Consider the following 24,371-nt stretch of genomic DNA (forward strand, 5'->3'; position numbering starts at 1 on the left):
CGGCCTCTGAACACCTCCACGGCTCGCTTCGCATCGCCGTGGGTGTTTCCCGCCCCTTCGGGCGGGAAACACGGCTACCACAATGGGTTGATCTTGCTGCTGGTTGGCTCCCCTCTCCCACTTGTGGGAGGGGCCGGGGGAGAGGGCGGGCGCTGGCAAGGGCGCGATCTCACCTTCTTCCGTACCGGCTGCCAGTATCACGCCACTCAGGGTGCGCCCTGATACACCCATTGCAGCAGGGCGTCGTGGGCTTCGCGGGCTTGTGCTGCGTTGGCGTGGTTGATGTAGCTGACCACCACATAGCGGTCGCCGTTCAGCGCATCGACATAGCCGGCCAGCGCCCGCACGTCGTTCAACGTTCCCGTTTTCATGTAGGCATTGCCGGCCGCGCCGGCGCGCGTCAGGCGGTTGCGCAGCGTGCCGTCCACGCCGAGGATCGGCAGTGAATCGATCAGCACCGGGCCGACTTCACTGGCCAGCGCTTGCTGCAGCAGCCGCGACATATCGTAGGCGCTGATGCGTTCTTCACGCGATAGTCCGGAGCCGTTGTCCAGTACCAGGCCGGGCATGTCCAGCCCCTGGCGCGCCAGCCAGCGCTGCACCACCTTGGCCGAGCGGGTGGTGCTGGCCGGGCCGCTGCGATCCATCTCCGCGCCGATGGTCAGGTAAAGCTGGCGGGCCATCACATTGTTCGAGAACTTGTTGATGTCGCGCACGATTTCCGACAGGGGCTGGCCGTAGTGGCGTGCCAGCAGGAAGGCGTTGCGCGGGGCGCGGCCCATGCGCAGGGCTGGCTGGTGGGTGAAGCGGCCGCCGGCCAGTTGCCATTCGGCGACGAAGCCGCCCCAGGTGAACTCGTTGTGCGAGAGCGTGGCGATGTTGACCACGTGTTCGCCGCAGTCGGCGGCGTAGCTGCCGTCGAAGGAGGCCAGCACGGTGCCGTCGGGCTGTGGCGTGACGGCGGGGCGCGCGCGTGCCGACCAGTCGCCGCATTTACCGTGGGACAGCGCCAGGCGGTTGTCGAGCTTGAGCTGCGCCAGCGCGGGCGTGACCGATACCGCGACCGACTGGTTGGCCGGGTCGGGCGTGATGGTAAACGACAGCGTCTTGAAGGCGTAGAGCAGCGCGTCGGGGCTGACGTTGTAGGCGCGCTGGGTTTCGCCATCGATGGTGGTGCCTTTGTCGAGCGCGGAATCGAAGTAGCTGCGGTCCAGCACCAGGTCGCCATTGATGGTGGTGGCGCCCGCGATGCGGGCGCTGTTGACCAGCTTGGCCATTTCTTCCGGCACCAGCTTGGGGTCGCCATAGCCGCGCAGGTAGACGTTGCCGTTGACGGTGCCGTCGGCGCCTGGCTGGTTGTCGGCGTACAGCGCGGTCTGCCAGCGGTAACCGGGGCCAAGCAGCTGGAGCCCGGCGAAGGTGGTGACCAGCTTCATGGTGGAAGCCGGGTTCATCGGCGTTTGCGCGTTCCAGCTTGCGCGGGGCGCTGGCGCGCCGACCTTGATCACGTAGAAGCTGGTGGCCGAGGCGGGCACATGCGCGCGCTTGAGCGCTGCCGTTACGCTGCCCGGCAGGCCTGAGCGCGGCTCGGCGGACTCGGCCGCGGCGTGGGCGGCCTTGGCCTTGTGAACGGGGGTCTTGGCGGCGGCGGTGCTCACGCCGCTGAGGCACAACAGCCCGGCGGCGCAAAGCGGCAGCAGGCGGTGAAGAATGGGGGAAGGGCGATTCGGCATGGTGCCCATGTTAACGCATGGGCCTGGGCGCGGATGACGCCGCCATGCGATTTCCGCAGGTTTTTCCGCAGGAACTCCGTCTAGTCTTCTGCGGCGTTTGCGGGATCTTCCAAACGGGCCGCACCGATCGCCTGCGGCGGCGCGAGCTTTCCGAGCAGCGTGCGCAGCGTATCTTGTTCCTGCGCCGACAATGCCCCCGCGACGCGCGCATCGTGCGCGCACACCGCGGCGGTGGCGGCTTCCAGCGTGCGCCGTCCCGCCGGGGTCAGCACCAGGCTGTAGGCGCGGCGATCGTGCGGCGCCGGGCGGCGCGCCACCAGCTTCATGTCTTCCAGCGCGTCGACCAGCAGCACCGCGCCCGAGCGCGCGATGCCCAGGATGCTGGCCAGCTCGGTCAGCTTGAGCAGCGGATTGCGCGAGACGATCACGAGCGCGGAGAAACGCGGCGGCGTGATGTGCCACTGCGCCAGCGATTGCACGAAGTCTTCGTAGATACGGATCTGCGCGCGGCGGATGGCGTAGCCGACCAGGCCGTCCAGCACGCCGTAGTCGACATTGGCGATATGCGGGTCGAATCCACCGGGCGCATCGGCTGCCCGGCTGGCGCCGGCGGGATCGGGGGCGAGGGCATCGCGGCTGCGGCGCGCTCGCGCCTTTGCTGTGGTCATGAGGCCTTGGCGTCGGTCGATGGATGTGGGTGGCGATGGCTGCCTGAGAAACCGGGCCGCCTATACGACGCGAAAATACCGCATTTCCACCCGGTCCGGATAGCGGGCGCCGGTGGCGACAAACAGGTGCTGCATGAGCCAGTCGTAGCCGGGCGCCGCCGTCTCGAAGCGGGGCGCGGTGCGGAAATAGATCAGGCGCGGGTCGACGATCTCGCCGCCGGCCAGGCGCGCGATCAGCGCGGCGGGGCCGCTGCGCACGCCGGCGTTGACGATGTAGATGCGCGCGCCGTCGTCGGTCTCCAGCACATAGCGGGCCTCGATGTCGGCCACGACGATGCCGTTGCCGGCGTCGTGGCGCACCAGCTGGAAATCCGCGCCGCCGGGCAGGATGCGCCCTTGCAGGCGCGGCCCGGAAACGACGCCATCGAGAATGGGGATGACCCGCCGGTTGCCCAGCGCGCTCGCGCCCACCTCGGTGACCGGCGCCAGCCGGAAGCTGAAGTCCGCCACATGCTCCAGCGTGGGCGTGGGCAGGGCGGCGATGGCAAAGGGCGCGGAGGTCATTTCAGCAGCTTCCAGTTGCCATTGTCGATGGTCAGCATCACGCGGCCGCGGGTGTCAAAGCCGAAATGATCCTGCGCGGTGTAGTTCAGCACGCCATGCGACACCACGATATTGCGCTCGCTCTCCAGCGCGGCCTTGAGCGCGCGGCGGAACTCCGGCGTGCCTGGCTTGGCCTGCTTGAGCGCCACCGGCACGATGCGCTGCAGCACCAGGCCCGCATCATAGGGGTGGGCGCCGAACTGGGTGCGGGTGTCGGGCCCGTACTGCTTCTCGTAGCGGCCCACGTAGTCCAGCCCCGGCTTCTTGGTGGCGGCGCTGTCCGGCAGCTGCTCGGCCACGATCACCGGCCCGGCGGGCAGGATGGAGCCGTTGACGGCTTTGCCGCCGATGCGGATCAGGTCCTTGGTGGCCGCCCCGTGCGTGTGGTAGACCGGGCCCGCGTACCCGCGCTCGCGCAGCGTGGTGTGCGGCAGGGCCGCGCCGGTGCCGGCGCCGGCGATCAGCACCGCGTCGGGGCGGGCGGCGATCAGCTTGAGCGTTTGCGCGGTCACGCTGGTGTCCGAGCGCGCATAGCGTTCGGTGGCCACCAGGCGCATGCCGCGCGCAGTGGCGGCGGTGGTGAACTCCTTGAGCCAGGTCTCGCCGTAGGCGTCGGCAAAGCCGATGAAGGCGATGGTCTTGATGCCTCTGGCGTGCGCGGCATCCGCCACGGCCTCGGCCATCAGCTTGACCGGCTGGGCCAGGCGATACGTCCATTCGCCGCGGCCGGGCTTGAGCTCGATCGGCGAGAAGGCCAGCTGCACGGTCTGGCTCTCGTCGGCGACTTCGGCAATCGCGATCGACGGCGCCACCGCCGACGAGCCGAGGATGATGTCGACCTTGTCCTCGCTGACGAAGCGGCGCGCTACCTTGGTGGCCTGGGTGGGATCGGAGCCGTCGTCCAGCACGATATAGCGGATTTTCTCGCCGGCGATGGTCTCCGGCAGGAAGGGCATGCTGTTCTTCTGCGGGATGCCGAGCGAGGCCGAGGGGCCGGTCGACGCGATGCTGACGCCGACCGTCACCTCGGCAAGCGCGGGCGCGGCGCCGAGCGCGGCGGCAAGGCTGGCGGTGACGGCGAGCGCAAGGCGGCTGGCGGGCGTGGCAAGGCGGGTAAGGCAACTAAGGCTGGGGCGCGGCACGATATCTCCTTTTCTTCGCATGACGCCGGCTTCTCAGGGCCGGTCGGGGGGCATGATATGACGGACTGGCGCAATCACAGGCGCGGCCGCGCTTAGCGCGGCGGCACCTGCAGCGATTGCCGGTCGAAGCCGGCGAGCTGCTTGTAGCGCAGCGCAATCGCTTCGAGCTCGGTGCGCGGGATCACGGTTTCGATATCGCTGAAGCCTTGCGGCGCGCGCTGCTCGGCCAGCTGCATGACCTGCTCGGGCCCGTTCATGCGGTTGCGCAGCACGATGGCCGCGGTGCGCGGCAGCCGTTCCGCTTCGTACTCGCGCAACGCATGGCCGGTGCCGCAGGCGTCGCGCGGCGCGCCGTTGGCCAGCAGGCTGTCCATCAGGTAGCGCGCATCGAGGATGGCCTGCGCGCTGCCGTTGGAGCCGATCGGGTACATCGGGTGGGCGGCGTCGCCTAGCAGCGTCACGCGGTCGAAGGTCCAGCGCGGCAGCGTGTCCTTGTCGACCATGGGGAATTCGTAGATGGCCTGTGCGCCGTCGATCAGCGCGGGGATGTCGATCCAGTCCCAGCGCCAGTTCGCAAAGGCTTCGCGGAACACGGACTTGTCGACCTGCTTGTTCCAGTCGCTGCGCGGCGGGGTATCCGGCGCGCTGTCGGGCACGCGCAGCTCGGCGATCCAGTTGACCAGCGAGCGCCCCTGGCGGCGCAGCGGCTCGGAGATCGGGTAGGCCACGAACTTCTGGTCCTGGTGGCCCGCCATGAACATCGAGCTGCCATCCAGGTACGGCGGCGCCTCGGTGACGGCGCGCCACAGCGTGCGGCGCGAGAAGCGCGGCGCGTCGCCCTGCGGATAGAAGTGGCGGCGCACGGCGGAGTGGATGCCGTCGGCGCCCACCAGCACATCGGCCCGCGCCGTGACTTGCGCGTTGTCGCTGCGCCGGCGCAGCGTGAACTCCACGGGATCGCCCGCGCGCGCGCCGGTGCTCGTGACCGCTTCGAACGTATGGCCGGCATGCACGCGCTCAGCGCCCAGGCGCTCCACCACGGTGCGGTAGAGCAGCATCTGGAATTCGCCGCGATGGATGGAGAACTGCGGCTGGCCGTAGCCCGCCGCGCGCCCGCGCGGCTCGTGCCAGATGCGCTGGCCAAGCTTGTTGTAGTAGGACAGGGACGAGGTCTGCACCGCCAGCTCGGCCAGTGCATCGTGCAACCCCAGCTCGGACAGCTCGCGCACCGCGTGCGGCAGCAGGTTGATGCCCACGCCGAGCGGGCGCAGCGTCTCGCTGGCTTCCCAGACCTCGGCCTCGATGCCGTGCCGGTGGCAAAGCAGTGCCAGCGTCAGGCCGCCGATGCCGCCACCGGCGATCGCGATCTTCATGGTGTTGTCTCCACAGCTTGTTATGGAATTCCCGGGCCGCGCGGGTGCTCCATGCGGAGCCGGCGGCCACTGGCAATATTGTTATAGAGTATAACTAAGTGCGCGAAGGCTTCAAGATCGGCGGCGTGCGGGGAAACCCGCAAGCAAGCGCCGCATGCACGTCCTGAGCACGGGATTTGTGGGAATCCGCTGACACGATGTTCGGCCAAGCCCCGGTTCCGCAGAGCGGCCCCGGGCCCCATAGTGAAAGTACCTGCCGCGAAGCATGGACCTTGCGGCAAACGCGATAACGATGCCTGGGGGCATTGCCAGGCGCAAGACAAATTCCACAAGGAGCTTCATCATGCGTACCGTAACCCTGTCTATCCTGCTTGCCACCCTCCTGAGCGTGGCGGGCTGCGCCGACATGACGCCCAAGCAGCGCAATACCGCCATCGGCGCGGGTGTCGGCGGTGTGGCCGGCGCTGCACTGATCGGCGGCCCGGCGGCCACCATCGGTGGCGCGGCGCTGGGCGGTGTGGTTGGCAACGTGGCGACGCCAGAACGCCGGTAAGGAATAATGCGGCCACGCGCAGCCATGCGAAGTGGCTGGCCAAAAAGCAAAAAGCGGATGCCATCGGCATCCGCTTTTTGCTGCCTGATCGCCGGCTCAGCAGGCTGACTTCGCGATCGCCTTTGTGGCATTCCCGCTTTTCCCCGCGGCGTTGGCTACCGGGAACACGGTATCGTAGGCCCAGTTGTAGACGAATGCATAGACCACATAGAAGGCCGCCAGGGCGATGTCCATGATGAATGCATCGAACAAACTCATGTCGAGATACCACGCCACCATCGGCAGGAACACCACCAGCAGGCCCAGTTCGAACAAGATGGCGTGGAGCACCCGCACGGCCACCGGCTTGCGCAACTGCCCGGTGAACCGCAGCATGGCCTTGTCGAACAGCACGTTGTAGAGGTAGTTCCAGCCGGCGGCGATCAACGACGCCACCACGGCGAGGATGCCGATCTGGTGAAGGGCGAAGCCAAAGACCCAGCTGCCCACGGGCGCGACAATCAGCAAGCCGATCACTTCAAAGCCGATGGTGTGACGAATTCTGTCCTTGGTGCTGCGCATGATACTTCCTGTCTGGCGTGTGAATAGAGGGCATTCTATCGAGTATTCGGGGATGGTAAAGTTGGGTTCTATCGCTTAAAACGATGGATGGGCAACGACCCGTCCCAAGGAATCGACATGAGCCTCTCGCTCGAACAATTGCAGGCCTTTGCCGCGGCCGCCGAATGTGGCTCTTTCTCCGCAGCCGCGCGCCGGCTGGGCAAGGCCCAGTCGGTTGTCAGCGCGGCCGTGTCCAATCTCGAGATCGACCTGGGCAACCAGCTGTTCGACCGCGGCGGGCGCTATCCCACCCTGACCGCCGCGGGCGAACGCCTGCTGGCCGAGGCCCGCGTGATCCTGGAGCGTTGCGAGCATTTCCGTGGCGTGGCCAAGAGCCTGGGCGAGGGCGTGGAGAGCCGCCTGGTGCTGGCGGTGGACGAACTCTATCCGGAGGAAACCCTGGGCGTGATGCTGGAAGAGTTCTCCGAGCGCTTCCCGGCGGTGGAACTGGAGCTGCTGTTTCCCTTGATGGAAGACGTCAGCCGGCTGGTGCTGGAGCGTTGCGCCGACCTGGGAATCATGTGGCGCCAGGAGGTGCTTCCGCCGGAGCTGGGTTTCCGCGCGCTGGGCTGGGTGCCGATGCGGATCATCTGCGCGCCAGACCATCCGCTTGCGGACCAGCGCGTGGGCTGGGAGGAACTGAAGCGCTACCGGCAGCTGATGGTGGCCACCCGTACCGACAGCGAGGAAAAAATGCGGCTGCGCGTGGCCGCCGAAGTCTGGTGGGTGGAGAGCCAGTGGGTCATCGTGGAACTGGTCAAGCGCCGGCTGGGCTGGGCCTTCGTGCCCTGGCACGTGGCGGCCAACTCGCCGGCGGGCACGCAACTGGTGTCGCCCGCGCTGGAGTTCGACGACCAGGACTGGCCGGTGGCGATGGAGCTGGTGTGGCACAAGCAGCGGCCGCTCGGCAAGGCCGCGACCTGGCTCAAGGAGCGGGTGAGCAAGCAGCCGCTGCCGCGTCCGGAGGTGCCTGCCCGCCCGTAGCCGATGCCGGCAGCTTCTCGGTGCTATCGGGTAAGCCCGAATTCCTTCGCCAGCGTGCTATAGCGCTGCACCGTTCGCCGCACATAAGTATCCAGGTCAGCGCCGCCCAGGTCAGCCGGGAACAGGCCCTGCTCCGCGCGCAGCCGGGCGAATGCCGGGCTGGCCTGGAGGCGTTCGAAGCGGCTGGCCCAGCGCTGGTAGTCGGCCCGTGCAACCTTGGGGCCCATGTAGAAGCCGCGCAGGATGGGCCAGACGATGTCGAAGCCCTGCTCGCGCGCGGTGGGCACGCTGGCCAGCCTGCCGGGCAGGCGCTGCGCCGCCAGCACGGCCAGGATGCGGATGCCGCCCGCGCCGAGCTGCATGGCGGCCTCCGATGCGTCGCCGGACACCGCCTGGACATGCCCGCCCTGCAGTGCCGTGAAGGCCTCGCCGCCACCCTCGAAACCCACGAAGCGCATGCGCTTGTAGCCCACGCCGGCCTGCCGCGCCACCAGCGCGGCCTTCATCCAGTCCTGGTTGCCGATGGTGCCGCCGGCCCCGAACAGTACCTGGTCCGGATCCGACCTGAGCGCGGCCACCAGGTCCTTCAGGGTCTTGAAGGGCGAATCGGCGCGTACCGCGATCACGCCGTAATCGGTGCCGAGCGCGCCCACCCAGCGCACGTCCGCCGCGCCGTACTTGCCGAACTTGCCTTGGGCCAGCGCCAGGAGGGAGCCGTCTGAAAAGGCGACGATGGTGTTGGGCTCGGCGGGGCGTTGCGCCACGATGCTGTTGTAGGCCACCGCGCCGATGCCGCCCGGCATGTAGGCCAGCCGCATCGGCTGCTCGGTGAACCCGGCTTCGAGCAGCGCACGCTGCGCCAGCTTGCAGGTCAGGTCGAAACCGCCGCCGGGCTTGGCAGGCACGATGCACTCCGGCGCGGCGGCCGCCGGCCGCGCGCAGGCGGCGGCAAGGGCGAGCGCCGCGCAGGCAAAGCGCAGGGCGGCCAGGAAGTGGCGCATCGATTCTCCTCGGGGGGTGAGTGGACGGCAGACAGCTTACCGGGAAATCCCGAAAAATCTGCTGGCTGGCAATGCGAAAATCCGGCATAACGTAGCAAACCTGAGGCATTGACCGAAGCCGCCGAACAGGCCAAAGCCGCGCGCTACGACGACGGCTGTCTCTCCCTCTCCCCTCAGGGGGAGAGGGCCGGGGAGAGGGGTGGCTCAGCTAGGAGCCACTTGAAGCGGAGCCCTTTGGTTTGGTACAGCACGACGGTGTATCGAGCGCCCGCCCTCTCCCCCGTCCCCTCTCCCGCCATGCGGGAGAGGGGAGCAAACCATGCGCATGACATAGCGTGACGCCAGCTGGAAACAAGCAGGAGAACACCTTCCCATGAGAGTACTGCTGGTCGAGGACCACGATGAACTGGCCACCTGGGTGATGCAAGCGCTGCGCGCGCTGCATTTCACCGTGGAGCGCGCGGCCGACGCGGCCAGTGCGCAATCCTTGCTGTTCAGCACGCACGCCGGCAGCGCGGGCGGGGCCGGCAGTGACTACGCGCTGGTGCTGCTGGACCTGACCCTGCCCGACCGCGACGGCCTGGACCTGCTCGCGCGCCTGCGCGCTCGCGGCTGCCGCGTGCCGGTGATGATCCTGACCGCGCGCGGCGAAGTGGGCGACCGGGTCAAGGGCCTGGACCTGGGCGCCGACGACTATATGGCCAAGCCCTTCGACCTGGCCGAGTTCGAGGCGCGCGTGAAGGCGCTGCTGCGCCGCGCGCGCCAGACCGAGGCGCCGCTGGTCGTGTGCGGCGGCCTGGGGTTCGATACGGTGTCGCGCCATTTCCAGGTGGGCGGCGCGCCGCTGGCGCTGACGCCGCGCGAGCATGCGGTGCTGGAGATCCTGATGACGCCGCCCGGCAAGACCGTCAGCAAGGACCGTATCTACGCCAGCATCTTCACCCTGGCCGACGACACCCAGCCGGACGTGATCGAGGTCTACGTGCATCGCCTGCGCCGCAAGCTCGAAGGCTCGGGCGCCGCCATCGTGACCTTGCGCGGGCTGGGCTACGTGCTGGAGCCCAGCGTTGGCTGAGCCGCGCAAGCGCGCCGCCAGCCTGCGCGCACGCCTGCTGTGGTGGCTGATCCCGCCCATGCTGGCGCTGCAGGCCGCGTACGGCGTGGTGGCTTACTCCAATGCGCTGGAGTCCGCCGACCAGGCCTATGACCGCACCTTGCTGGCATCGGCGCGCAATATCTCGGAGCGCATCACGCTGACCCCCGAAGGCGTACGCGTGGACGTGCCGTATATCTCGCTCGATACCTTCGAGGTGGGCATGAACGCCACCATGTTCTACCGCGTCAGCGGCGTGCATGGCGAGTTCGTCTCGGGCTACGACGACCTGCCGCCATTCGATGCCAGCCAGCCGCGCACCAAGCTGTATCCCGCGCTGGTGAGCTTCTACGACCGCACCTACCGTGGCCAGCCGATCCGCATCGCCGCGCTGCGCCAGCCGGTGATGGACGCCAGCGGCACGCGCGGCGGCATGGCCTTGATCGAGGTGGGCGAGACGCTGGACTCACGCCAGGCGTTGACGCGCAACATCCTGTTCGATGTGCTGTGGGGCCAACTGATGCTGGTGCTGGCCGCGGTGCTGGTGATCTGGCTGTTCACGCGGCGCGCGCTGGCGCCGCTCGATGCGCTGCGCGAAGCCGTGGCGCAACGCCAGCCCGGCGCCACCACGCCGCTGCCGCTCGACAGCGCCCCGCGCGAGACCGCGCCGCTGGTGGAGGCCATGAACGGCTACATGGCGCGGCTGGAACAGGTGCTCGCCGCGCAGCGCCGCTTTATCGCCGACGCGGCGCACCAGCTGCGCACGCCGCTAGCCGTGCTGCACACGCAGGCCCAGCTGGCCGCGCGCGAGCGCGATCCCGACGAGCAGCGGCGCATCGCGCAGGGCCTGGCCGACAGCACCGCGCGCATGGCCGCGCTGGCCGAGCGCCTGCTGTCGATGGCGCGCGCCGCCCACGGCGGGGCCGAGGCGCCGCGCGCGCTGGACCTCGCGGCGTTGGTGAAAGAGGTCTGCCTTGAGCTCACGCCCGCCGCGCGTGCGCGCCGCATCGACCTGGGCTTCGAAGGCGAGGGCGCGCAGCCAGTGCGCGGCACCGATCTGCTGCACGAGCTGGTGACCAACCTGGTCGACAACGCGCTGCGCTATACGCCATCGGGCGGCATGGTCACGGCGCGTGTCTTGCGCGCGGGCGAGGCGGTGGTACTGGAAGTGGAGGACGACGGCCCCGGCATTCCCGCCGCGGAACGCGCGGCGGTGCTAGAGCCGTTTTACCGCGGCAAGGCGGCGGGTTTGAAGGCGCCCGGTGAGGCGGCGCCCACTGGCTCGGGGCTTGGCCTGACCATCGTGCGCGACATCGCCGTGGCGCATGGCGCGTCGCTGGCGCTGCTGGATGGCGCGCAGGGCAGGGGCCTGCTGGCGCGGGTGCGCTTCGCGCCGGCATAGGGCGGCGCGAAGGCTCCCACCGCGCCATTCGCCATTCGCTATTGCGTTGCCGAGCTGCCGGGCGCTGTGCCAGCCGGCGCCGTATTGGACGCGCTATCCGTCTCGATATGCCAACCGCCGCCCAGCGCCTTGATCAACACCGCGCTGGTCGTGTACTGGCGGCCCACGATGGTCAAGTAGGTGCGCTCCGCCGTGTAGGCGGTGGTCTGCGCGGTCAGTACGTCCAGCAGGCTGGCGGTGCCAGCGCGGTAACGGTTGTTGACCAGGGCCAGCGCATCACGCGCCGAACGCAGCGCGTCGTTCTGCACCACGCCTTCTTGCTCCAGCAGGCGCGCGCCGGCCAGGTTGTCCTCGACCTCCTGGAACGCGGCGAGCACCGTCTGGCGGTAGTTGGCCACGGTCTGATCATAGGCCGCCACCGCCTGCGCCTTGGCCGCGCTGCGCAGGCCACCGTCGAACAGCGTGCCGGCCAGCGCCGGGCCGATCGACCACACGCGGTCCGGCAGCGACAGCCAGCGCGCCAGCGTGCCGGCGGAAAGCCCGCCGGTGGCCGACAGCGACAGCGTCGGGTAATACGCCGCCTGCGCAACGCCGATCTGCGCGTTGGCCGCGGCCATGCGGCGCTCGGCCGCGCCGATATCGGGCCGGCGTTCCAGCAGCGCCGACGGCACCGCGATAGGCACGCGCGGCACGGCGGCGGCATAGTCCTGCGGCGCGATGGAGAGGTCGGCCGGCGGCTTGCCAGTCAGGATGGCGATGGCGTGCTCGAGCTGCGCGCGCGTGATCTGGATATCGATCTGCTGCGCCTGCGCGGACTTGAGCTGGGTCTCGGATTGCAGCACGTCCGAGCGCTGGGCGGTGCCGGCTGCGTACTGGTTGCGTACCAGCTGCAGGGATTTCTCATAGTCGACTACCGTGCGGTCAAGCAAGGCCTTCTGCTGGTCGGCGATGCGCAGCAGGAAATAGCTCTGCGCCAGCGTGGACTGGGTCGACAGCAAGGTCGAAGCCAGGTCGGACTGGCTGGCCTGCGCGCTGGCTTCGCTGCTTTCCACCTGCCTGCGCACGCGGCCCCACACATCGATTTCCCAGCTGGCCGACAGCGTGGCGTTCTGGCTGTTGCCGATCAGGCCGCTGCTGCCGCTCGCGCGGCTCAGCCCGGCCGATGCGCCCAGCGTGGGGAAGTAGCCGGCGCGCGCCGATTGCAGCGCGGCCAGCGCTTGCCGGTACTGCGCCTCGGCCGCCTTGATGTTCTGGTTGGATACCTGCACCTGCGACATCAGCGTGTCGAGTGCCGGATCGCTGAACACCGCCCACCAGTTGCTGCGCGCGCTGGCATCCTGTGGCTCGGCCGGTTTCCACGTGCCCCACTGCGAGGTGTCGGCGGGTGCTTCCTTGAAGGCCGGGGTGCTGGGCGCGTCAGGCCGCTTGTAGTCGGGGCCCACGGCGCAGCCGCCCAGCAGCAGGGCGCAGGCTATCGTCAGCACGGTCGCGGGGACGGAGAGGGCAGGGAGGCGAAGAAAAGCGTTCATGGATCGCATTCAGGGTTCGAGGCTGGCCGTGGCCGCAGGCACGGCGGAGCGGCGCTGGCGCCAGGCTTTCACCTTCAGGCGCCAGCGGTCCAGCGTCAGGTACACCACGGGCGTCGTGTACAGCGTCAGCAACTGGCTGACCACCAGCCCGCCGACGATGGAGATGCCCAGCGGCGCGCGCAGCTCGGCACCGTCGCCGTGGCCGATCGCCAGGGGTATCGCGCCGAGCAGGGCCGCCATGGTGGTCATCAGGATCGGGCGGAAACGCAGCAGGCAGGCGCGGTAGATGGCGTCATGCGGCGACAGGCCCTCGCGCCGCTCGGCGTCGATGGCGAAGTCGATCATCATGATGGCGTTCTTCTTGACGATGCCGATCAGCAGGATCACGCCAATCAGCGCGATGATGCTGAAGTCCGTGCCCGAGGCCAGCAGCGCCAGCAGCGCGCCGACGCCGGCCGACGGCAGGGTGGACAGGATGGTGAGCGGATGCACGTAGCTCTCGTACAGCATGCCGAGCACGATATAGATGGTGATCAGCGCGGCCAGGATCAGCAGCGGCTGGCTCTTGAGCGAATCCTGGAAGGCCTTGGCGCTGCCCTGGAAGTTGGCCTGCAGCGTCTCCGGCACGCCAATGCGCGCCATCGCGTCCTTGACCATGTCGGTCGCCTGCGATAGCGAGACGCCCTCGGCCAGGTTGAAGGAGATGGTGGAGGCCGCGAACTGGCCCTGGTGATTGACGCCCAGCGGCGTGCTGGTGGGCGTGAACCGCGCGAAGGCCGACAGCGGCACACGCTTGCCACCGCCAGTGACCACATAGACATCCTGGAGCGCATGCGGGCCTTCCAGGTACTCGGGGCTGAGCTCCATGACCACCCGGTACTGGTTGAGCGGATTGTAGATGGTGGACACCAGGCGCTGGCCGAAGGCATCGTTGAGCACCGCATCGATCTGCTGCGCGGAGACGCCGAGCTTGGACGCGGTGTCGCGGTCGATGATCACCGAGGTCTGCAAGCCCTTGTCGTTGGTGTCGGTGTCGACGTCTTCCAGCCCCTTGAGGTTGGAGATGGCCGCGCGCACCTTGGGCTCCCACTCGCGCAATACGTCGAGATCGTCCGACTGCAGCGTGAACTGGTAGGCCGAGCTGCTTTGGCGCCCGCCAATGCGGATGTCCTGCACCGAGGTCAGGAACAGGCTTGCGCCGGGCTCCTTGGCGAGCTTGACGCGCAGGCGTGCCACGATGGCATCGGCGGATTCGCGCTCGGCAATCGGCTTGAGCGTAACGAACATCTGGCCGGTATTGCGTTGCGAGCCGCCGGTGAAACCCGTCACATTGACCACCGCCGGATCGGACTGCACGATCTTGATGAAGTTATCGAGCTTGGGCCGCATGGCCTGGAACGAGGTGGCCTGGTCGGCGCGGATAAAGCCGATCAGGCGCCCTGTATCCTGCTGTGGGAAGAAGCCCTTGGGCACGATCATGTAGAGCCAGACATTGAGGCCGATGGTGGCCAGCAGCACCAGCCACACCAGCGTGCTGTGGCGCAGCGCCACCGCCAGCGTGCGTGAGTACCCGTCGTGCATCCAGGTGAACACGCGTTCGCTGGCGCGGTAGAGGCGGCCCTGGCGCTCGGGGCGCACCGGCTTGAGCAGGCGCGCGCACATCATCGGCGTGGCCGTGAGCGAGACCACCAGCGACACCAGGATCGCCACCGACAAGGTGATGGCGAACTCCTGGAACAGCCGCCCGACGATGCCGCCCATCATCAGCAGCGGGATAAACACCGCGATCAGCGACAAGCTCATCGACAGCACCGTGAAGCCAACTTCGCGCGAGCCCTTGAGCGCGGCTTCGAGCGGCTTCATGCCTTCCTCGATGTGCCGCGAGATGTTCTCCAGCACCACGATGGCGTCATCCACCACGAAGCCGGTGGCGACCGTGAGCGCCATCAGCGACAGGTTATTGAGCGAGAAGCCGGCCAGGTACATCACCGAGAAGGTGCCGATCAGCGACACCGGCACCGCCACGCTAGGGATCAGCGTGGCGCGCACATTGCGCAGGAACAGGAACACCACCATGATCACCAGCGCCACCGAGATCATCAGGGTGTGCTCCACCTCGCGCAGCGAGCCGCGGATGGTGGGGGTGCGGTCCATCATCACTTCCATCTTGATGGCGGACGGGATCATCTGCTGCAGCGACGGCAGCATCTCGGTGACGCGGTCCACCGTCTCGATGATGTTGGCGCCGGGCGAGCGGTTGAGCACCAGCAGCACCGAGGGCTGGCCGTTGGCGGAGCCGGCGTTGCGGATGTCCTGCACCGAGTCGGTCACCCGCGCCACGTCCGACAGCCGGATCGGCACTGCGAAGGAGTTCGGGCCGCCGCTGCTGGTGTTGCCGCCGGTGGCGCCGGTGCTGATGGTGGTGGTGCCGCTGCTGGTGGTCAGCGTAGTGGTGGTGACCCCGTTGACGGTCTTGGTGCTCACGCCGCCGCCCGCGGTGGCGTTGGCCGTGCTGGCGATCAGCGCACCGGCCGAGGCCGACGAGTAGGTGCCCGGCGTGGCGTAACGCACGATCAGCGGCATGTAGTCCGCCGCCTTCATGGCCTGGTCGTTGGCGTAGACCTGCCAGTTGGTGGTGGTGTTTTCGAGCGAGCCGAGCGGACGGTTGGCGTTGGTGGCGCTGATGGTGTTGCGCACATCCTCCAGCGAGACACCGTACTTGTTGAGCGCCGTGGGGTTGAGCTCCACCCGCACCGCCGGCAGCGACGAGCCGCCGATGGTGACCTGGCCCACGCCCTCGATCTGCGACATCTTCTGCGCCAGGATGGTCGAGGCCGCATCGTAGAGCTGGCCGCGCGTCATGGTGGGCGAGGTCAGCGCGATGATCATGATCGGCGCATCGGCCGGGTTGACCTTGCGGTACGTCGGGTTGCTCGGCAGGCTGGTGGGCAGCGTGGCGCGCGAGGCATTGATGGCGGCCTGCACGTCGCGCGCGGCGCCGTCGATGTCGCGCGAGAGCTCGAACTGCATTGTGATGCGGGTCGAGCCCAGCGAACTGCTGGAGGTGATCTCGGTGACGCCGGCAATGGCGCCCAGGGCGCGTTCCAGCGGCGTGGCCACGGTAGCGGCCATGGTCTCGGGGCTGGCGCCGGGCAGCGAGGCCGACACCGAGATGGTGGGGAAATCCACCTGCGGCAGCGGCGACACCGGCAGCAGCCGCAGTGCCGCCAGCCCCGCCAGCAGGATGCCGATGGTCAGCAGCGCGGTGGCGACCGGGCGATGGATGAAAGTGGCCGACAGGTTCATTACGGCCTCGGCTCCGGAGCGTGCCCGGCTTCACTGCCACCTGCGCCACCACCTGCGCCACCACCCGTGTCGTCGCCAAACCGGCGCTGGCGCCAGGCTTTCAGGCGCGTTGCCACGCTGTCGAACGCCAGGTAGATCACCGGCGTGGTGAACAGCGTCAGCACCTGGCTGACCAGCAGGCCGCCCACCATGGTGATGCCCAGCGGGCGGCGCAGCTCCGAGCCGATGCCGGTGCCCAGCATCAGCGGCAGCGCCGCCAGCAGGGCCGCCATGGTGGTCATCAGGATGGGGCGCAAGCGCAGCAGGCAAGCCTGGAAGATCGCCTCGCGCGGCGCCATGCCGCCCTCGCGCTCGGCCTCGAGCGCGAAGTCGATCATCATGATGGCGTTCTTCTTGACGATACCGATCAGCAGGATGATGCCGATGATCGCGATGATGCCCAGGTCCTGGCCCGAGACCAGCAGCGCCAGCAGCGCGCCTACGCCGGCCGAGGGCAGGGTCGAGAGGATGGTCACGGGATGGATGGTGCTCTCATAGAGCACGCCCAGCACGATGTACATCGTGATCACCGCGGCCAGGATCAGCCACAGCGTGTTGGACAGCGAAGCGCGGAAGGCCAGCGCGGCGCCCTGGAAATCAGTCTGCATCGAGATCGGCAGGCCGATTTCCTGCTCCACCTTGGCGATCTTGTCGACCGCGGCGCCGAGCGATTCGCCCGGTGCCAGGTTGAACGAAATGGTGGCGGAAGGGAACTGGCCCTGGTGGTTGATCACCAGCGGCCCGGTGCGCTCGCTGATGCGCGCGAACGCGCCCAGCGGCACCTGCCCGCCGGAGGAGGAGGGCAGGCGCAGTTCCGCCAGCGACTGCGGATCGGTGCGGAATTGAGGCATGGCCTCCAGTACCACGCGGTACTGGCTCGCCTGCGTGAAGATGGTCGACACCAGGCGCTGGCCGAAGGCGCTGTACAGCGCGCTGTCGATCACCGCGGTGGTGATGCCGAAGCGCGCCGCGGCGTCGCGGTCGATATCCACGTAGGCGCGCAGGCCGTTGTTCTGCTGGTCGCTGGCCACGTCGCGCAGCTCCGGCTCCAGCTTCAGGCGCTCGACCAGTCTCGGCACCCAGGTGGCCAGCGTGGTGGGGTCCGGGTCCTGCACGGTGAACTGGTACTGCGTGCGTGCCACGCGGTCCTCGATGGTCAGGTCCTGCACCGGCTGGGTGTAGAGCGAAACCCCGCCGAGCTTGTCGACCGCGGCCTGCAGGCGGCGCGTCACGTCCTCGATGGAGTCGCTGCGCTGGTCCTTGGGCTTCAGGTTGATCAAGAGGCGCCCGGCGTTGAGCGTGGTGTTGGTGCCGTCCACGCCGATGAAGGACGACAGGCTTTCCACCGCCGGGTCTTCCAGCACCACCTTGGCCACTGCCTGCTGCTTCGCTGCCATGGCGGGGAACGAGGTGGTCTGGGACGCTTCGGTAATGCCCTGGATCACGCCGGTGTCCTGCACCGGGAAGAAGCCCTTGGGCACCAGCATGTACAACAGCACGGTTAGCACCATGGTGCCAACGGCGACCAGCAAGGTGAGTTTCTGGCGGTCCAGCACCCATTCCAGCGCGCGGCCGTAGCGGTCGATCACGTTGTCGAAGAAGCGGCCGCTGGCGCGGTGAAAGCGCGAGAGCTTCTCATCGGGCACATGGTGCAGCAGGCGCGCGCACATCATCGGCGTGAGCGTCAGCGAGACCACCGCCGAGATCAGGATCGACACCGCTAGCGTGATGGCGAACTCGCGGAACAGGCGCCCGACCACATCGCCCATGAACAGCAGGGGGATCAGCACGGCCACCAGCGAGAACGTCAGCGAGATGATGGTGAAGCCGATCTGCTTGGATCCCTTGAGCGCCGCCTCCATGGGCGAATCGCCCTTCTCGATGTAGCGCATGATGTTCTCGATCATCACGATCGCATCGTCCACCACGAAGCCGGTGGCAATGGTCAGTGCCATCAGCGTCAGGTTGTTGATCGAGAAGCCCGCCAGGTACATCACGCCGAAGGTGCCCACCAGCGACAGCGGCACCGCCACGCCCGGGATGATGGTGGCCGGCACGTTGCGCAGGAAGACGAAGATCACCATCACCACCAGCGCGACCGCCAGCAGCAGTTCGAACTCCACGTCGCGCACCGAGGCGCGGATGGTGGTGGTGCGGTCGGTCAGCAACTGCACCTTGACCGAGGCCGGCAGCGCGTTCTGCAATTGCGGCAACAGGGCCTTGATGCGGTCGACCACCTCGATCACATTGGCGCCGGGCTGGCGCTGGATGCTCAGCACGATGGCCGGCTTGTCGTTGGCCCAGGCCGCCAGGCGGCTGTTCTCGGGCCCGTCGACGATGTTGGCCACATCGGTGATGCGGATCGGCGCGCCGTTCTGGTAGCCGACGATGATCTGGCGGTACTCGTCGGCGGACTTGAGCTGGTCGTTGGCGTCGATGGTGGAGGCGCGCGCGGGGCCGTCGAAACTGCCCTTGGCGCCGTTGACGTTGGCGCTGCCGATCGCCGTGCGGAGGTCGTCGATCGACATGCCGAGCGCGGCCAGCGCGGTCGGGTTGGCCTGGATGCGCACTGCCGGGCGCTGCCCGCCGCTGATGCTCACCAGCCCCACGCCCTGCAGCTGCGAGATCTTCTGCGCCACGCGGGTGTCCACCATGTCCTGCAGCTTGGGCAGCGGCATGGTGTCGGACGTCATGGCCAGCGTCATGATCGGCGCGTCGGCCGGGTTGACCTTGCTGTACACCGGTGGCATCGGCAGGTCCGCCGGCAGCAGGTTGCCGCCGGCATTGATGGCGGCCTGCACCTCTTGCTCGGCCACGTCCAGCGACAGCGTGAGCTCGAACTGCAGCGTGATCACCGAGGCGCCACCCGAGGAGGACGACGACATCTGCTTGAGGCCCGGCATCTGGCCGAACTGGCGCTCCAGCGGCGCCGTGATGGACGAGGTCATCACATCCGGGCTGGCGCCCGGATACAGCGTGGTGACCTGGATGGTCGGGTAATCGACCTCCGGCAGCGCCGACAGCGGCAGCAGCCTGAAGGCCACCAGGCCCGACAGCAGGATGGCGACCATCAGCAGCGCGGTGGCGACCGGCCGCTCGATGAACAAGCGTGAGGGATTCATGCTGGGTCCTTACTGCGGCCGCTGGGGCGCCGCGCCCGCCGGGGCGCCAGCGCTGCCGCCGCCATCCGTTGCAGCCGCGCTCGCGCCGTCGCGGTGACGGCGCCCTTCACCGTGCGCACCCGAGGCACCCGGCACGCCGGAGGCGCCGGCCGCGCCGCTGGCGCCACCATCGCGGCGCCGTCCGCGCCCGCGCGGCGCGCTGGCCGGTACCAGCGCGGCTGCGCGCGCTGCCGGGTCCACGGTTTCCACCGTCATGCCTTCCTTGAGCCGGTCGGCACCGTCGACCACCACGCGCTGGCCGGGCTGCAGGCCCTTGGTCACCACGGTGCGATCGCCGTCGCTCGTGCCGAGCGCGACCACCTGGACCTTGACCTTGCTGCTGTCGTCGACGACATAGACAAAGGTGCCTTGCTGGCCGCGCTGGATTGCCGCCACCGGTACCACGGTGGCGTCCTCGATCGTGTCCACCTTGGTGCGCATGTTGACGAACTGGTTCGGGAACAGCAGGCCGTCCTGGTTCTGGAAGATCGCCTTGAGCTTGACCGTGCCGGTGGTGGTGTCGATCTGGTTGTCGGTGGTCAGCAGCGTGCCATCGGCCAGGCGGTTGCGGGCCTGGCGGTCCCAGGCCTGGACGGGAATGGTCTCGCCCGCGTGCAGCCGCTTGAGCACCGACGGCAGGTTGTCTTCAGGGATGGTGTAGAGCACCGCGATCGGCTGGATCTGGGTGATCAGGGCGATGCCGTTGGTGTCGCTGGTGCTGATGATATTGCCCGGGTCGACCTGGCGCAGGCCGATGCGGCCGGAGGCCGGCGCCATGATGCGGGTGTAGCCCAGTTGCAGGCGGGCGCTGTCCACGTTGGCCTGGTCGGTCTTGACCACGCCTTCATACTGGCGCACCAGGGCGTCCTGGGTGTCTACCTGCTGGCTGGAGATGGAATCCTGGCCGAGCAGCGTGCGGTAGCGCTTCTGGTCCAGGCGGGCGTTCTCCAGCAGGGCGCGGTCGCGCGCCAGCGTGCCCACGGCCTGGTCCAGCGTGGCCTGGAACGGGCGTGGGTCGATCTCGGCAAGCACGTCGCCGGCCTTGACCATCTGGCCCTCCTTGAACAGGACCTTGAGCAGAGGACCCGACACCTGGGCCCGCACGGTCACATTGGCCACGGGCGTGACATTGCCCAGGCCGTTGAGGATGACGTCCATATTACGCTTGGCCACGGTGCTGACCACCACCGGCGAGCGCTGGCCGCCGGGACCCCCAGGGCCGCCGGGGCCGCCAGGGCCACCACGGCCGCCGTTAGCGCCGCCAGGCGCGCCTGCGGCACCGGCTGCGGGCGTACGATGCTTGTACCAATACCAGCCGCCGCCGGCCAGCAGCAGGATCAGCGCGGCGGCGATCAGTTTGCGGCGGCGCGAGGCAGCCTTGGGCGGCGGTGGCAGCTTAGCCGGTTGATGTTCTTCGGGGTTGGCCATGACCGGATCCTGGGAGCGACGCGTCAACAAAAACGCGTTTGAACGATTTTCGGGGTATGAGAGGCAGAAGTATGCCGCAACGCCGTCGGCACGTGCCGCTGGCAGCACGCGGCTTCATGCGCGATTACGCGCTGGCCGGGCGGCGTCGGGCGGGGCCGTCCTGACCGGCGACCGCCGGCAACGGCAACATAAGCGAAGCATAATGCGCGCTGGCGGCACCCATGTTTCAGCGCGGGCGGCCAATCTTACAGATCATTACCAGCAGCCCGGGTGTAATGCCCTGAAACAATTCGCCCGGATTGCCGCGCCCAGCCTAGCTATCATCTGCCTATGCGAGCCAATCAGCCTACCCAGATCCTCGTCGTGGACGACGATCCCGAACTCCGCGACCTGCTGCGCGAATACCTCACCCAGCAGGGCTTTGCCGTGTCCGTGCTGCACGATGGCGAAGGCTTGCAGGCACGCCTGGAGCGCGAGCGCCCCGCCCTGATCGTGCTCGACCTGATGATGCCCAAGGTGGATGGGCTGACCGCATTGCGCAACCTGCGTGCCAAGAACGACGACATTCCCGTGATCCTGCTGACCGCGCGCAGCGACGAGATCGACCGCATCGTGGGGCTGGAGATCGGCGCGGACGATTATCTCGGCAAGCCATTCTCGCCGCGCGAGCTGCTGGCGCGGATCAATGCCGTGCTGCGCCGCAAGCTGGCCCGCCCCGCGGCCGCGCCGGAAGACCGCGAGGGCATGGCCTTCGGGCCATTCCGCGTCAACTTCCGCCAGCGCTCGCTGGTGCGCAGCGGCGACCCGGTGGCGATCAGCGATACCGAGTTCGCGCTGCTCAAGCTGCTGTTGATGCACCCGCTTGAGGTACTGTCGCGCGAGCGCATCGTGGAGCTGATGTATGGCACCGCGAGCGGCATCAGCGACCGCGGCATCGACGTCCAGATCTGGCGCCTGCGCCGCCTGCTCGACGAAGACGCCCAGCGTCCCCGCTACATCCAGACGGTACGGGGGCGCGGTTACACCTTCGTGCCCGACGAAGCCGAAGACATTGCCCAATGAAGCTGCGCATCGATACGCTGTTCGGACGCATCGCGCTGCTGATCGCAGCGGTGCTGGTGCTGAGCCATTTCTCCTGGCTCGCGATCCTGCGCATGGATCGCCGCCAGCAGCAGGTGGATTACTCCGTCGAGCAGATGATGTTCCAGTTCGAGAGCATCCAGCGCGCGCTTGCCGCTCAGCCGCCCATCAAGCTGCCAAGCCTGGTGGAAGTGGCCAGCGAGGCCAGCGCGGCCGAGCACACCGTGGCGGCCAAGGGCCGGGCGCGGCGGCTGGTCGAGCAGTTCTCTCAGCGCATGCCGCCTGGGACCCAGGTACGGCTCGAGGAAGACCAGACCACACGCATCTGGGTCAAGCTGCCGCACCGGCAGGACTGGATCGCGATGCCGGCGCTATGGGTGGTCAACCCGCCGCCCGACAACCGCCTGTTGCCAGGCGTGATCCTGGTGGTCGGTGTCGCCATGGCCGTGGCCTTGCTGATTGCCTGGCAGATCCAGCGCCCGGTGCGCGACATGGCGGCTGCGGCCGAGCAGCTGTCGCGCCAGCACGCCGTCAAGCCGCTGCGTGAGCGCGGCCCGCACGAGCTGCGCCAGTTGATCGTGCGCTTCAACCGCATGATGGCTGACCTGACCCGCATCGACCAGGAGCGCAATACGATGCTTGCCGGCATCGCCCACGATCTCAAGACGCCGCTGGCGCGGTTGCGGTTGCGCGCGGAGATGCTGGCCGACCCCAAGGCCGCAGCCGGTGTCACGCGCGATGTCGAGTCCATGTCCGCCATCGTCGAGCAGTTCCTGACCTTTGCCCAAAGCGGCGAACCCGCGGCGCGGCCGGTGCCGGTCGATCGCCGCATCGGCGAGCTGGCCGCCTCGCTGGCCGAGCAGGACAAGCCGGTGGAGGTCTCGCTGATGGCAGGCGAGGGCTTCCGCATGATCGCCACCCAGCTCGACCGTATCGTCGGCAACCTGATCGACAACGCCTATGCCTACGGGGCAGCGCCGGTGCTGCTCAGCACCTCGCGCCAGGCCGACGGCTGGCACATGGTGGTGGAGGACCATGGCGAAGGCATTCCGCCTGACGCCATGGAAAAGGTCACCCTGCCGTTCGTGCGGCTGGACCCGGCGCGCGGCGGCAATGCGCACTCGGGCCTGGGCCTGGCCATCGTCGACCGGCTGGTGCGCCAGGCGGGCGGCCGCCTGGTGCTGGCAAACCGGGACGAGGGCGGCCTGCGGGTGGAAATGGTGTTTCCGTTCGCGGCGCTGGCACAAGCGGCCTGAGCGTCGGCCGCCGGACGGCGGCGTCCCGGCTCGTATCACATCTGGAACACAATCAGGAGGTTTTCCCCTTCACGGGGGGCTGCCGGCTGACGCCATGGCCATGCGGGCCATATGCTGGCTTGCGTGGTACGCAGCTTGCTGCGAGTAGTTGCTCAGTGCGCTTAGGCAACGCGTAGCGCCAATCCAGTGGATCAGGAGACGCATCATGGCAACTTTCGTCACGCTTCTAAACTTCACCGACCAGGGAATCCGTACCGTCAAGGACACAACCAAGCGCGCCGCGGCTGTTCGCGAAATGGCAAAGGCAAGCGGCATCGAAATGAAAGATATCTTCTGGACGCTCGGGCAATATGACTTGGTAGCGACCTTTACCGCGCCCGACGATGCCACCATGACCGCATTCGGCCTGGCCCTGGGCATGGCGGGCAACGTCCGCAGCCAGACGCTGCGTGCCTTCTCCACTGACGAGATGAACGGCATCCTCAGCAAGCTGCCGTAGCCACTTGCCAGCCGGCATCAAAAAGCCCGCATCATTGTGCGGGCTTTTTACTGTCTGACACGGCGCTCAGGCGCCTGGCGCCTTTTTCTTCTCGCCGATGCGGCTTTCCTTGCCGGCCAGCAGCTTTTCGATGTTGGCGCGGTGCCGCACCACCAGCAGCACGCTGATCGCGAATACCGCGCCGGCGAGCACGTCCACACCCGACATCAGGACATAGAAGAAAGGCGCAAAGACCGCCGACACCAGCGCCGCCAGCGACGAGTAACGGAAGAAGAAGGCCACGATCAGCCAGGTCGCCATCGTGCCCGCGCCCAGCAGCGGGTCGATGGCAAACAGGATGCCGGCCGCGGTGGCCACGCCCTTACCGCCCGCAAAGCGGAAGAACACCGGGAACAGGTGGCCCAGGAACACCGCCACCGCCACCAGCGCGATGCCCGTGTCGTCGACGCCGTACGCCGGGCCGAAGCGCTGCGCCAGCCAGACCGCCAGCCAGCCCTTCAGGGCATCGCCGATCAGCGTCAGGACGGCGGCCTTCTTGTTGCCGCTGCGCAGCACGTTGGTGGCACCAGGGTTGCCGGAGCCGTAGGTGTGCGGATCGGGCAGGCGCATGGCCTTGCTGACCACGACGGCAAAGGAAATGGAGCCGATCAGGTAGGCGGCTAGTGCGAAGATCAGATTGGCCATGTGGGAATTGGGGGTTTTAGGCTGGCGGGATTGTAGCGTGGAAGGGGGGTAGGGGGGATGGGGGGCTTTGAGGGTGGTGGTGCTTTTGTGGGCGGTGTTGGCTTTTGGGCCCAAGGGCCATACGACATCGCCCTGCGGGGTTGGTTGCTGCTTATTTCATCGGCGTTGGTTTTTGGACCCAAGGGCCATACGACATCCCCCTGCGGGGGCTGCCGGTCACTTTTCTTTGACCGGCAA

The 24,371-nt window shown here is 68.0% G+C and carries 19 protein-coding genes; 7 read left to right on the forward strand and 12 right to left on the reverse strand.

The genetic code is table 11. The annotated features are described in order from the left end of the window. Window positions 1-206: 206 nt before the first annotated feature. The 5 genes from dacB to AC1RQC_RS39515 form a co-directional block, all read right to left on the reverse strand. Window positions 207-1,742 (reverse strand): D-alanyl-D-alanine carboxypeptidase/D-alanyl-D-alanine endopeptidase, encoded by a 1,536-nt coding sequence (dacB, locus tag AC1RQC_RS39495; protein ID WP_492376146.1) that lies wholly within the window; start codon window positions 1,740-1,742, stop codon window positions 207-209. A gap of 71 nt (window positions 1,743-1,813) precedes the next feature. Beyond that, window positions 1,814-2,401 (reverse strand): MarR family winged helix-turn-helix transcriptional regulator, encoded by a 588-nt coding sequence (locus tag AC1RQC_RS39500; protein ID WP_492886745.1) that lies wholly within the window; start codon window positions 2,399-2,401, stop codon window positions 1,814-1,816. A gap of 60 nt (window positions 2,402-2,461) precedes the next feature. After that, the gene (locus tag AC1RQC_RS39505; RefSeq protein WP_492376144.1) at window positions 2,462-2,965 is read right to left on the reverse strand and encodes a DUF3237 domain-containing protein; all 504 of its coding nucleotides are present in this window, start codon (window positions 2,963-2,965) and stop codon (window positions 2,462-2,464) included. Continuing rightward, window positions 2,962-4,167, reverse strand: coding sequence for an ABC transporter substrate-binding protein (locus tag AC1RQC_RS39510; RefSeq protein ID WP_492886747.1), 1,206 nt, complete (start codon window positions 4,165-4,167; stop codon window positions 2,962-2,964). Before AC1RQC_RS39510 ends, AC1RQC_RS39505 begins: the two co-directional genes overlap by 4 nt. Window positions 4,168-4,238: 71 nt before the next feature. Next, complete coding sequence (locus AC1RQC_RS39515; protein WP_492376143.1) at window positions 4,239-5,519, reverse strand: flavin-dependent oxidoreductase; 1,281 nt, start codon at window positions 5,517-5,519, stop codon at window positions 4,239-4,241. A 343-nt stretch (window positions 5,520-5,862) separates the two neighbouring features. Between AC1RQC_RS39515 and AC1RQC_RS39520 the strand changes: the two genes are divergently transcribed. Continuing rightward, complete coding sequence (locus AC1RQC_RS39520) at window positions 5,863-6,072, forward strand: YMGG-like glycine zipper-containing protein (protein ID WP_150992709.1); 210 nt, start codon at window positions 5,863-5,865, stop codon at window positions 6,070-6,072. A 96-nt stretch (window positions 6,073-6,168) separates the two neighbouring features. On the opposite strand, the gene AC1RQC_RS39525 is transcribed toward AC1RQC_RS39520, so the two are convergent. Beyond that, a complete protein-coding gene (locus AC1RQC_RS39525) occupies window positions 6,169-6,633 on the reverse strand; it encodes a PACE efflux transporter (RefSeq protein WP_492886749.1) in 465 nt (154 codons plus the stop codon). Window positions 6,634-6,750: 117 nt separating this feature from the next. On the opposite strand from AC1RQC_RS39525, the gene AC1RQC_RS39530 reads away from it, so the two are divergent. Beyond that, window positions 6,751-7,656 (forward strand): LysR family transcriptional regulator, encoded by a 906-nt coding sequence (locus tag AC1RQC_RS39530; RefSeq protein ID WP_492376141.1) that lies wholly within the window; start codon window positions 6,751-6,753, stop codon window positions 7,654-7,656. Window positions 7,657-7,679: 23 nt separating this feature from the next. On the opposite strand, the gene AC1RQC_RS39535 is transcribed toward AC1RQC_RS39530, so the two are convergent. Then, window positions 7,680-8,657 carry a tripartite tricarboxylate transporter substrate binding protein gene (locus AC1RQC_RS39535; RefSeq protein WP_492886751.1) on the reverse strand — a complete coding sequence of 326 codons (978 nt, stop codon included), beginning with the start codon at window positions 8,655-8,657 and terminating at the stop codon, window positions 7,680-7,682. 373 nt (window positions 8,658-9,030) lie between these two features. Here AC1RQC_RS39535 and AC1RQC_RS39540 point away from each other — a divergent pair, with 373 nt between their 5' ends. Beyond that, window positions 9,031-9,732, forward strand: a complete 702-nt coding sequence (locus tag AC1RQC_RS39540; protein ID WP_492886753.1) for a response regulator — start codon at window positions 9,031-9,033, stop codon at window positions 9,730-9,732. Continuing rightward, window positions 9,725-11,152: a sensor histidine kinase gene (locus tag AC1RQC_RS39545; protein WP_492886755.1), complete on the forward strand. Its 1,428-nt coding sequence runs from the start codon at window positions 9,725-9,727 to the stop codon at window positions 11,150-11,152. The genes AC1RQC_RS39540 and AC1RQC_RS39545 overlap by 8 nt, the downstream gene beginning before the upstream one ends. Window positions 11,153-11,190: 38 nt before the next feature. On the opposite strand, the gene AC1RQC_RS39550 is transcribed toward AC1RQC_RS39545, so the two are convergent. From AC1RQC_RS39550 to AC1RQC_RS39565, 4 genes are read right to left on the reverse strand one after another with little or no spacing between them, the layout of a single operon-like run. Beyond that, window positions 11,191-12,681 carry an efflux transporter outer membrane subunit gene (locus AC1RQC_RS39550; RefSeq protein ID WP_492376138.1) on the reverse strand — a complete coding sequence of 497 codons (1,491 nt, stop codon included), beginning with the start codon at window positions 12,679-12,681 and terminating at the stop codon, window positions 11,191-11,193. A 9-nt stretch (window positions 12,682-12,690) separates the two neighbouring features. Next, a complete protein-coding gene (locus tag AC1RQC_RS39555) occupies window positions 12,691-15,987 on the reverse strand; it encodes an efflux RND transporter permease subunit (RefSeq protein ID WP_492376137.1) in 3,297 nt (1,098 codons plus the stop codon). After that, window positions 15,987-19,148: an MdtB/MuxB family multidrug efflux RND transporter permease subunit gene (locus AC1RQC_RS39560; protein WP_492832926.1), complete on the reverse strand. Its 3,162-nt coding sequence runs from the start codon at window positions 19,146-19,148 to the stop codon at window positions 15,987-15,989. The genes AC1RQC_RS39555 and AC1RQC_RS39560 overlap by 1 nt, the downstream gene beginning before the upstream one ends. A 9-nt stretch (window positions 19,149-19,157) precedes the next feature. Beyond that, complete coding sequence (locus AC1RQC_RS39565; RefSeq protein ID WP_492886757.1) at window positions 19,158-20,615, reverse strand: MdtA/MuxA family multidrug efflux RND transporter periplasmic adaptor subunit; 1,458 nt, start codon at window positions 20,613-20,615, stop codon at window positions 19,158-19,160. A 330-nt stretch (window positions 20,616-20,945) separates the two neighbouring features. Here AC1RQC_RS39565 and AC1RQC_RS39570 point away from each other — a divergent pair, with 330 nt between their 5' ends. The 3 genes from AC1RQC_RS39570 (at window position 20,946) to AC1RQC_RS39580 (ending at window position 23,450) form a co-directional block, all read left to right on the forward strand. Continuing rightward, window positions 20,946-21,677, forward strand: a complete 732-nt coding sequence (locus tag AC1RQC_RS39570) for a response regulator (RefSeq protein ID WP_492376134.1) — start codon at window positions 20,946-20,948, stop codon at window positions 21,675-21,677. After that, complete coding sequence (locus AC1RQC_RS39575; RefSeq protein WP_492376133.1) at window positions 21,674-22,951, forward strand: ATP-binding protein; 1,278 nt, start codon at window positions 21,674-21,676, stop codon at window positions 22,949-22,951. Before AC1RQC_RS39570 ends, AC1RQC_RS39575 begins: the two co-directional genes overlap by 4 nt. 205 nt (window positions 22,952-23,156) lie before the next feature. Next, entirely contained in the window at window positions 23,157-23,450 is a 294-nt protein-coding gene (locus AC1RQC_RS39580) for a GYD domain-containing protein (RefSeq protein WP_492376131.1), read from the forward strand. A 66-nt stretch (window positions 23,451-23,516) separates the two neighbouring features. Here the strand turns inward: AC1RQC_RS39580 and plsY are convergent, their stop codons facing one another. Further along, window positions 23,517-24,134 (reverse strand): glycerol-3-phosphate 1-O-acyltransferase PlsY, encoded by a 618-nt coding sequence (plsY, locus tag AC1RQC_RS39585; RefSeq protein WP_492886759.1) that lies wholly within the window; start codon window positions 24,132-24,134, stop codon window positions 23,517-23,519. Window positions 24,135-24,371 lie beyond the last annotated feature (237 nt).

Source organism: Cupriavidus sp. GW822-FHT03E04 (assembly GCF_058801495.1).

Coding starts and splice junctions, on each gene's coding strand:
- AC1RQC_RS39580 (WP_492376131.1), top strand. CDS start 23,157: ATGGCAACTTTCGTCACGCTTCTAAACTTCACCGACCAGGGAATCCGT.
- AC1RQC_RS39510 (WP_492886747.1), bottom strand. CDS start 4,167: ATGCGAAGAAAAGGAGATATCGTGCCGCGCCCCAGCCTTAGTTGCCTT.
- AC1RQC_RS39565 (WP_492886757.1), bottom strand. CDS start 20,615: ATGGCCAACCCCGAAGAACATCAACCGGCTAAGCTGCCACCGCCGCCC.
- AC1RQC_RS39500 (WP_492886745.1), bottom strand. CDS start 2,401: ATGACCACAGCAAAGGCGCGAGCGCGCCGCAGCCGCGATGCCCTCGCC.
- dacB (WP_492376146.1), bottom strand. CDS start 1,742: ATGGGCACCATGCCGAATCGCCCTTCCCCCATTCTTCACCGCCTGCTG.
- AC1RQC_RS39570 (WP_492376134.1), top strand. CDS start 20,946: ATGCGAGCCAATCAGCCTACCCAGATCCTCGTCGTGGACGACGATCCC.
- AC1RQC_RS39550 (WP_492376138.1), bottom strand. CDS start 12,681: ATGAACGCTTTTCTTCGCCTCCCTGCCCTCTCCGTCCCCGCGACCGTG.
- AC1RQC_RS39530 (WP_492376141.1), top strand. CDS start 6,751: ATGAGCCTCTCGCTCGAACAATTGCAGGCCTTTGCCGCGGCCGCCGAA.
- plsY (WP_492886759.1), bottom strand. CDS start 24,134: ATGGCCAATCTGATCTTCGCACTAGCCGCCTACCTGATCGGCTCCATT.
- AC1RQC_RS39520 (WP_150992709.1), top strand. CDS start 5,863: ATGCGTACCGTAACCCTGTCTATCCTGCTTGCCACCCTCCTGAGCGTG.
- AC1RQC_RS39535 (WP_492886751.1), bottom strand. CDS start 8,657: ATGCGCCACTTCCTGGCCGCCCTGCGCTTTGCCTGCGCGGCGCTCGCC.
- AC1RQC_RS39555 (WP_492376137.1), bottom strand. CDS start 15,987: ATGAACCTGTCGGCCACTTTCATCCATCGCCCGGTCGCCACCGCGCTG.
- AC1RQC_RS39560 (WP_492832926.1), bottom strand. CDS start 19,148: ATGAATCCCTCACGCTTGTTCATCGAGCGGCCGGTCGCCACCGCGCTG.
- AC1RQC_RS39525 (WP_492886749.1), bottom strand. CDS start 6,633: ATGCGCAGCACCAAGGACAGAATTCGTCACACCATCGGCTTTGAAGTG.
- AC1RQC_RS39540 (WP_492886753.1), top strand. CDS start 9,031: ATGAGAGTACTGCTGGTCGAGGACCACGATGAACTGGCCACCTGGGTG.
- AC1RQC_RS39515 (WP_492376143.1), bottom strand. CDS start 5,519: ATGAAGATCGCGATCGCCGGTGGCGGCATCGGCGGCCTGACGCTGGCA.
- AC1RQC_RS39505 (WP_492376144.1), bottom strand. CDS start 2,965: ATGACCTCCGCGCCCTTTGCCATCGCCGCCCTGCCCACGCCCACGCTG.
- AC1RQC_RS39575 (WP_492376133.1), top strand. CDS start 21,674: ATGAAGCTGCGCATCGATACGCTGTTCGGACGCATCGCGCTGCTGATC.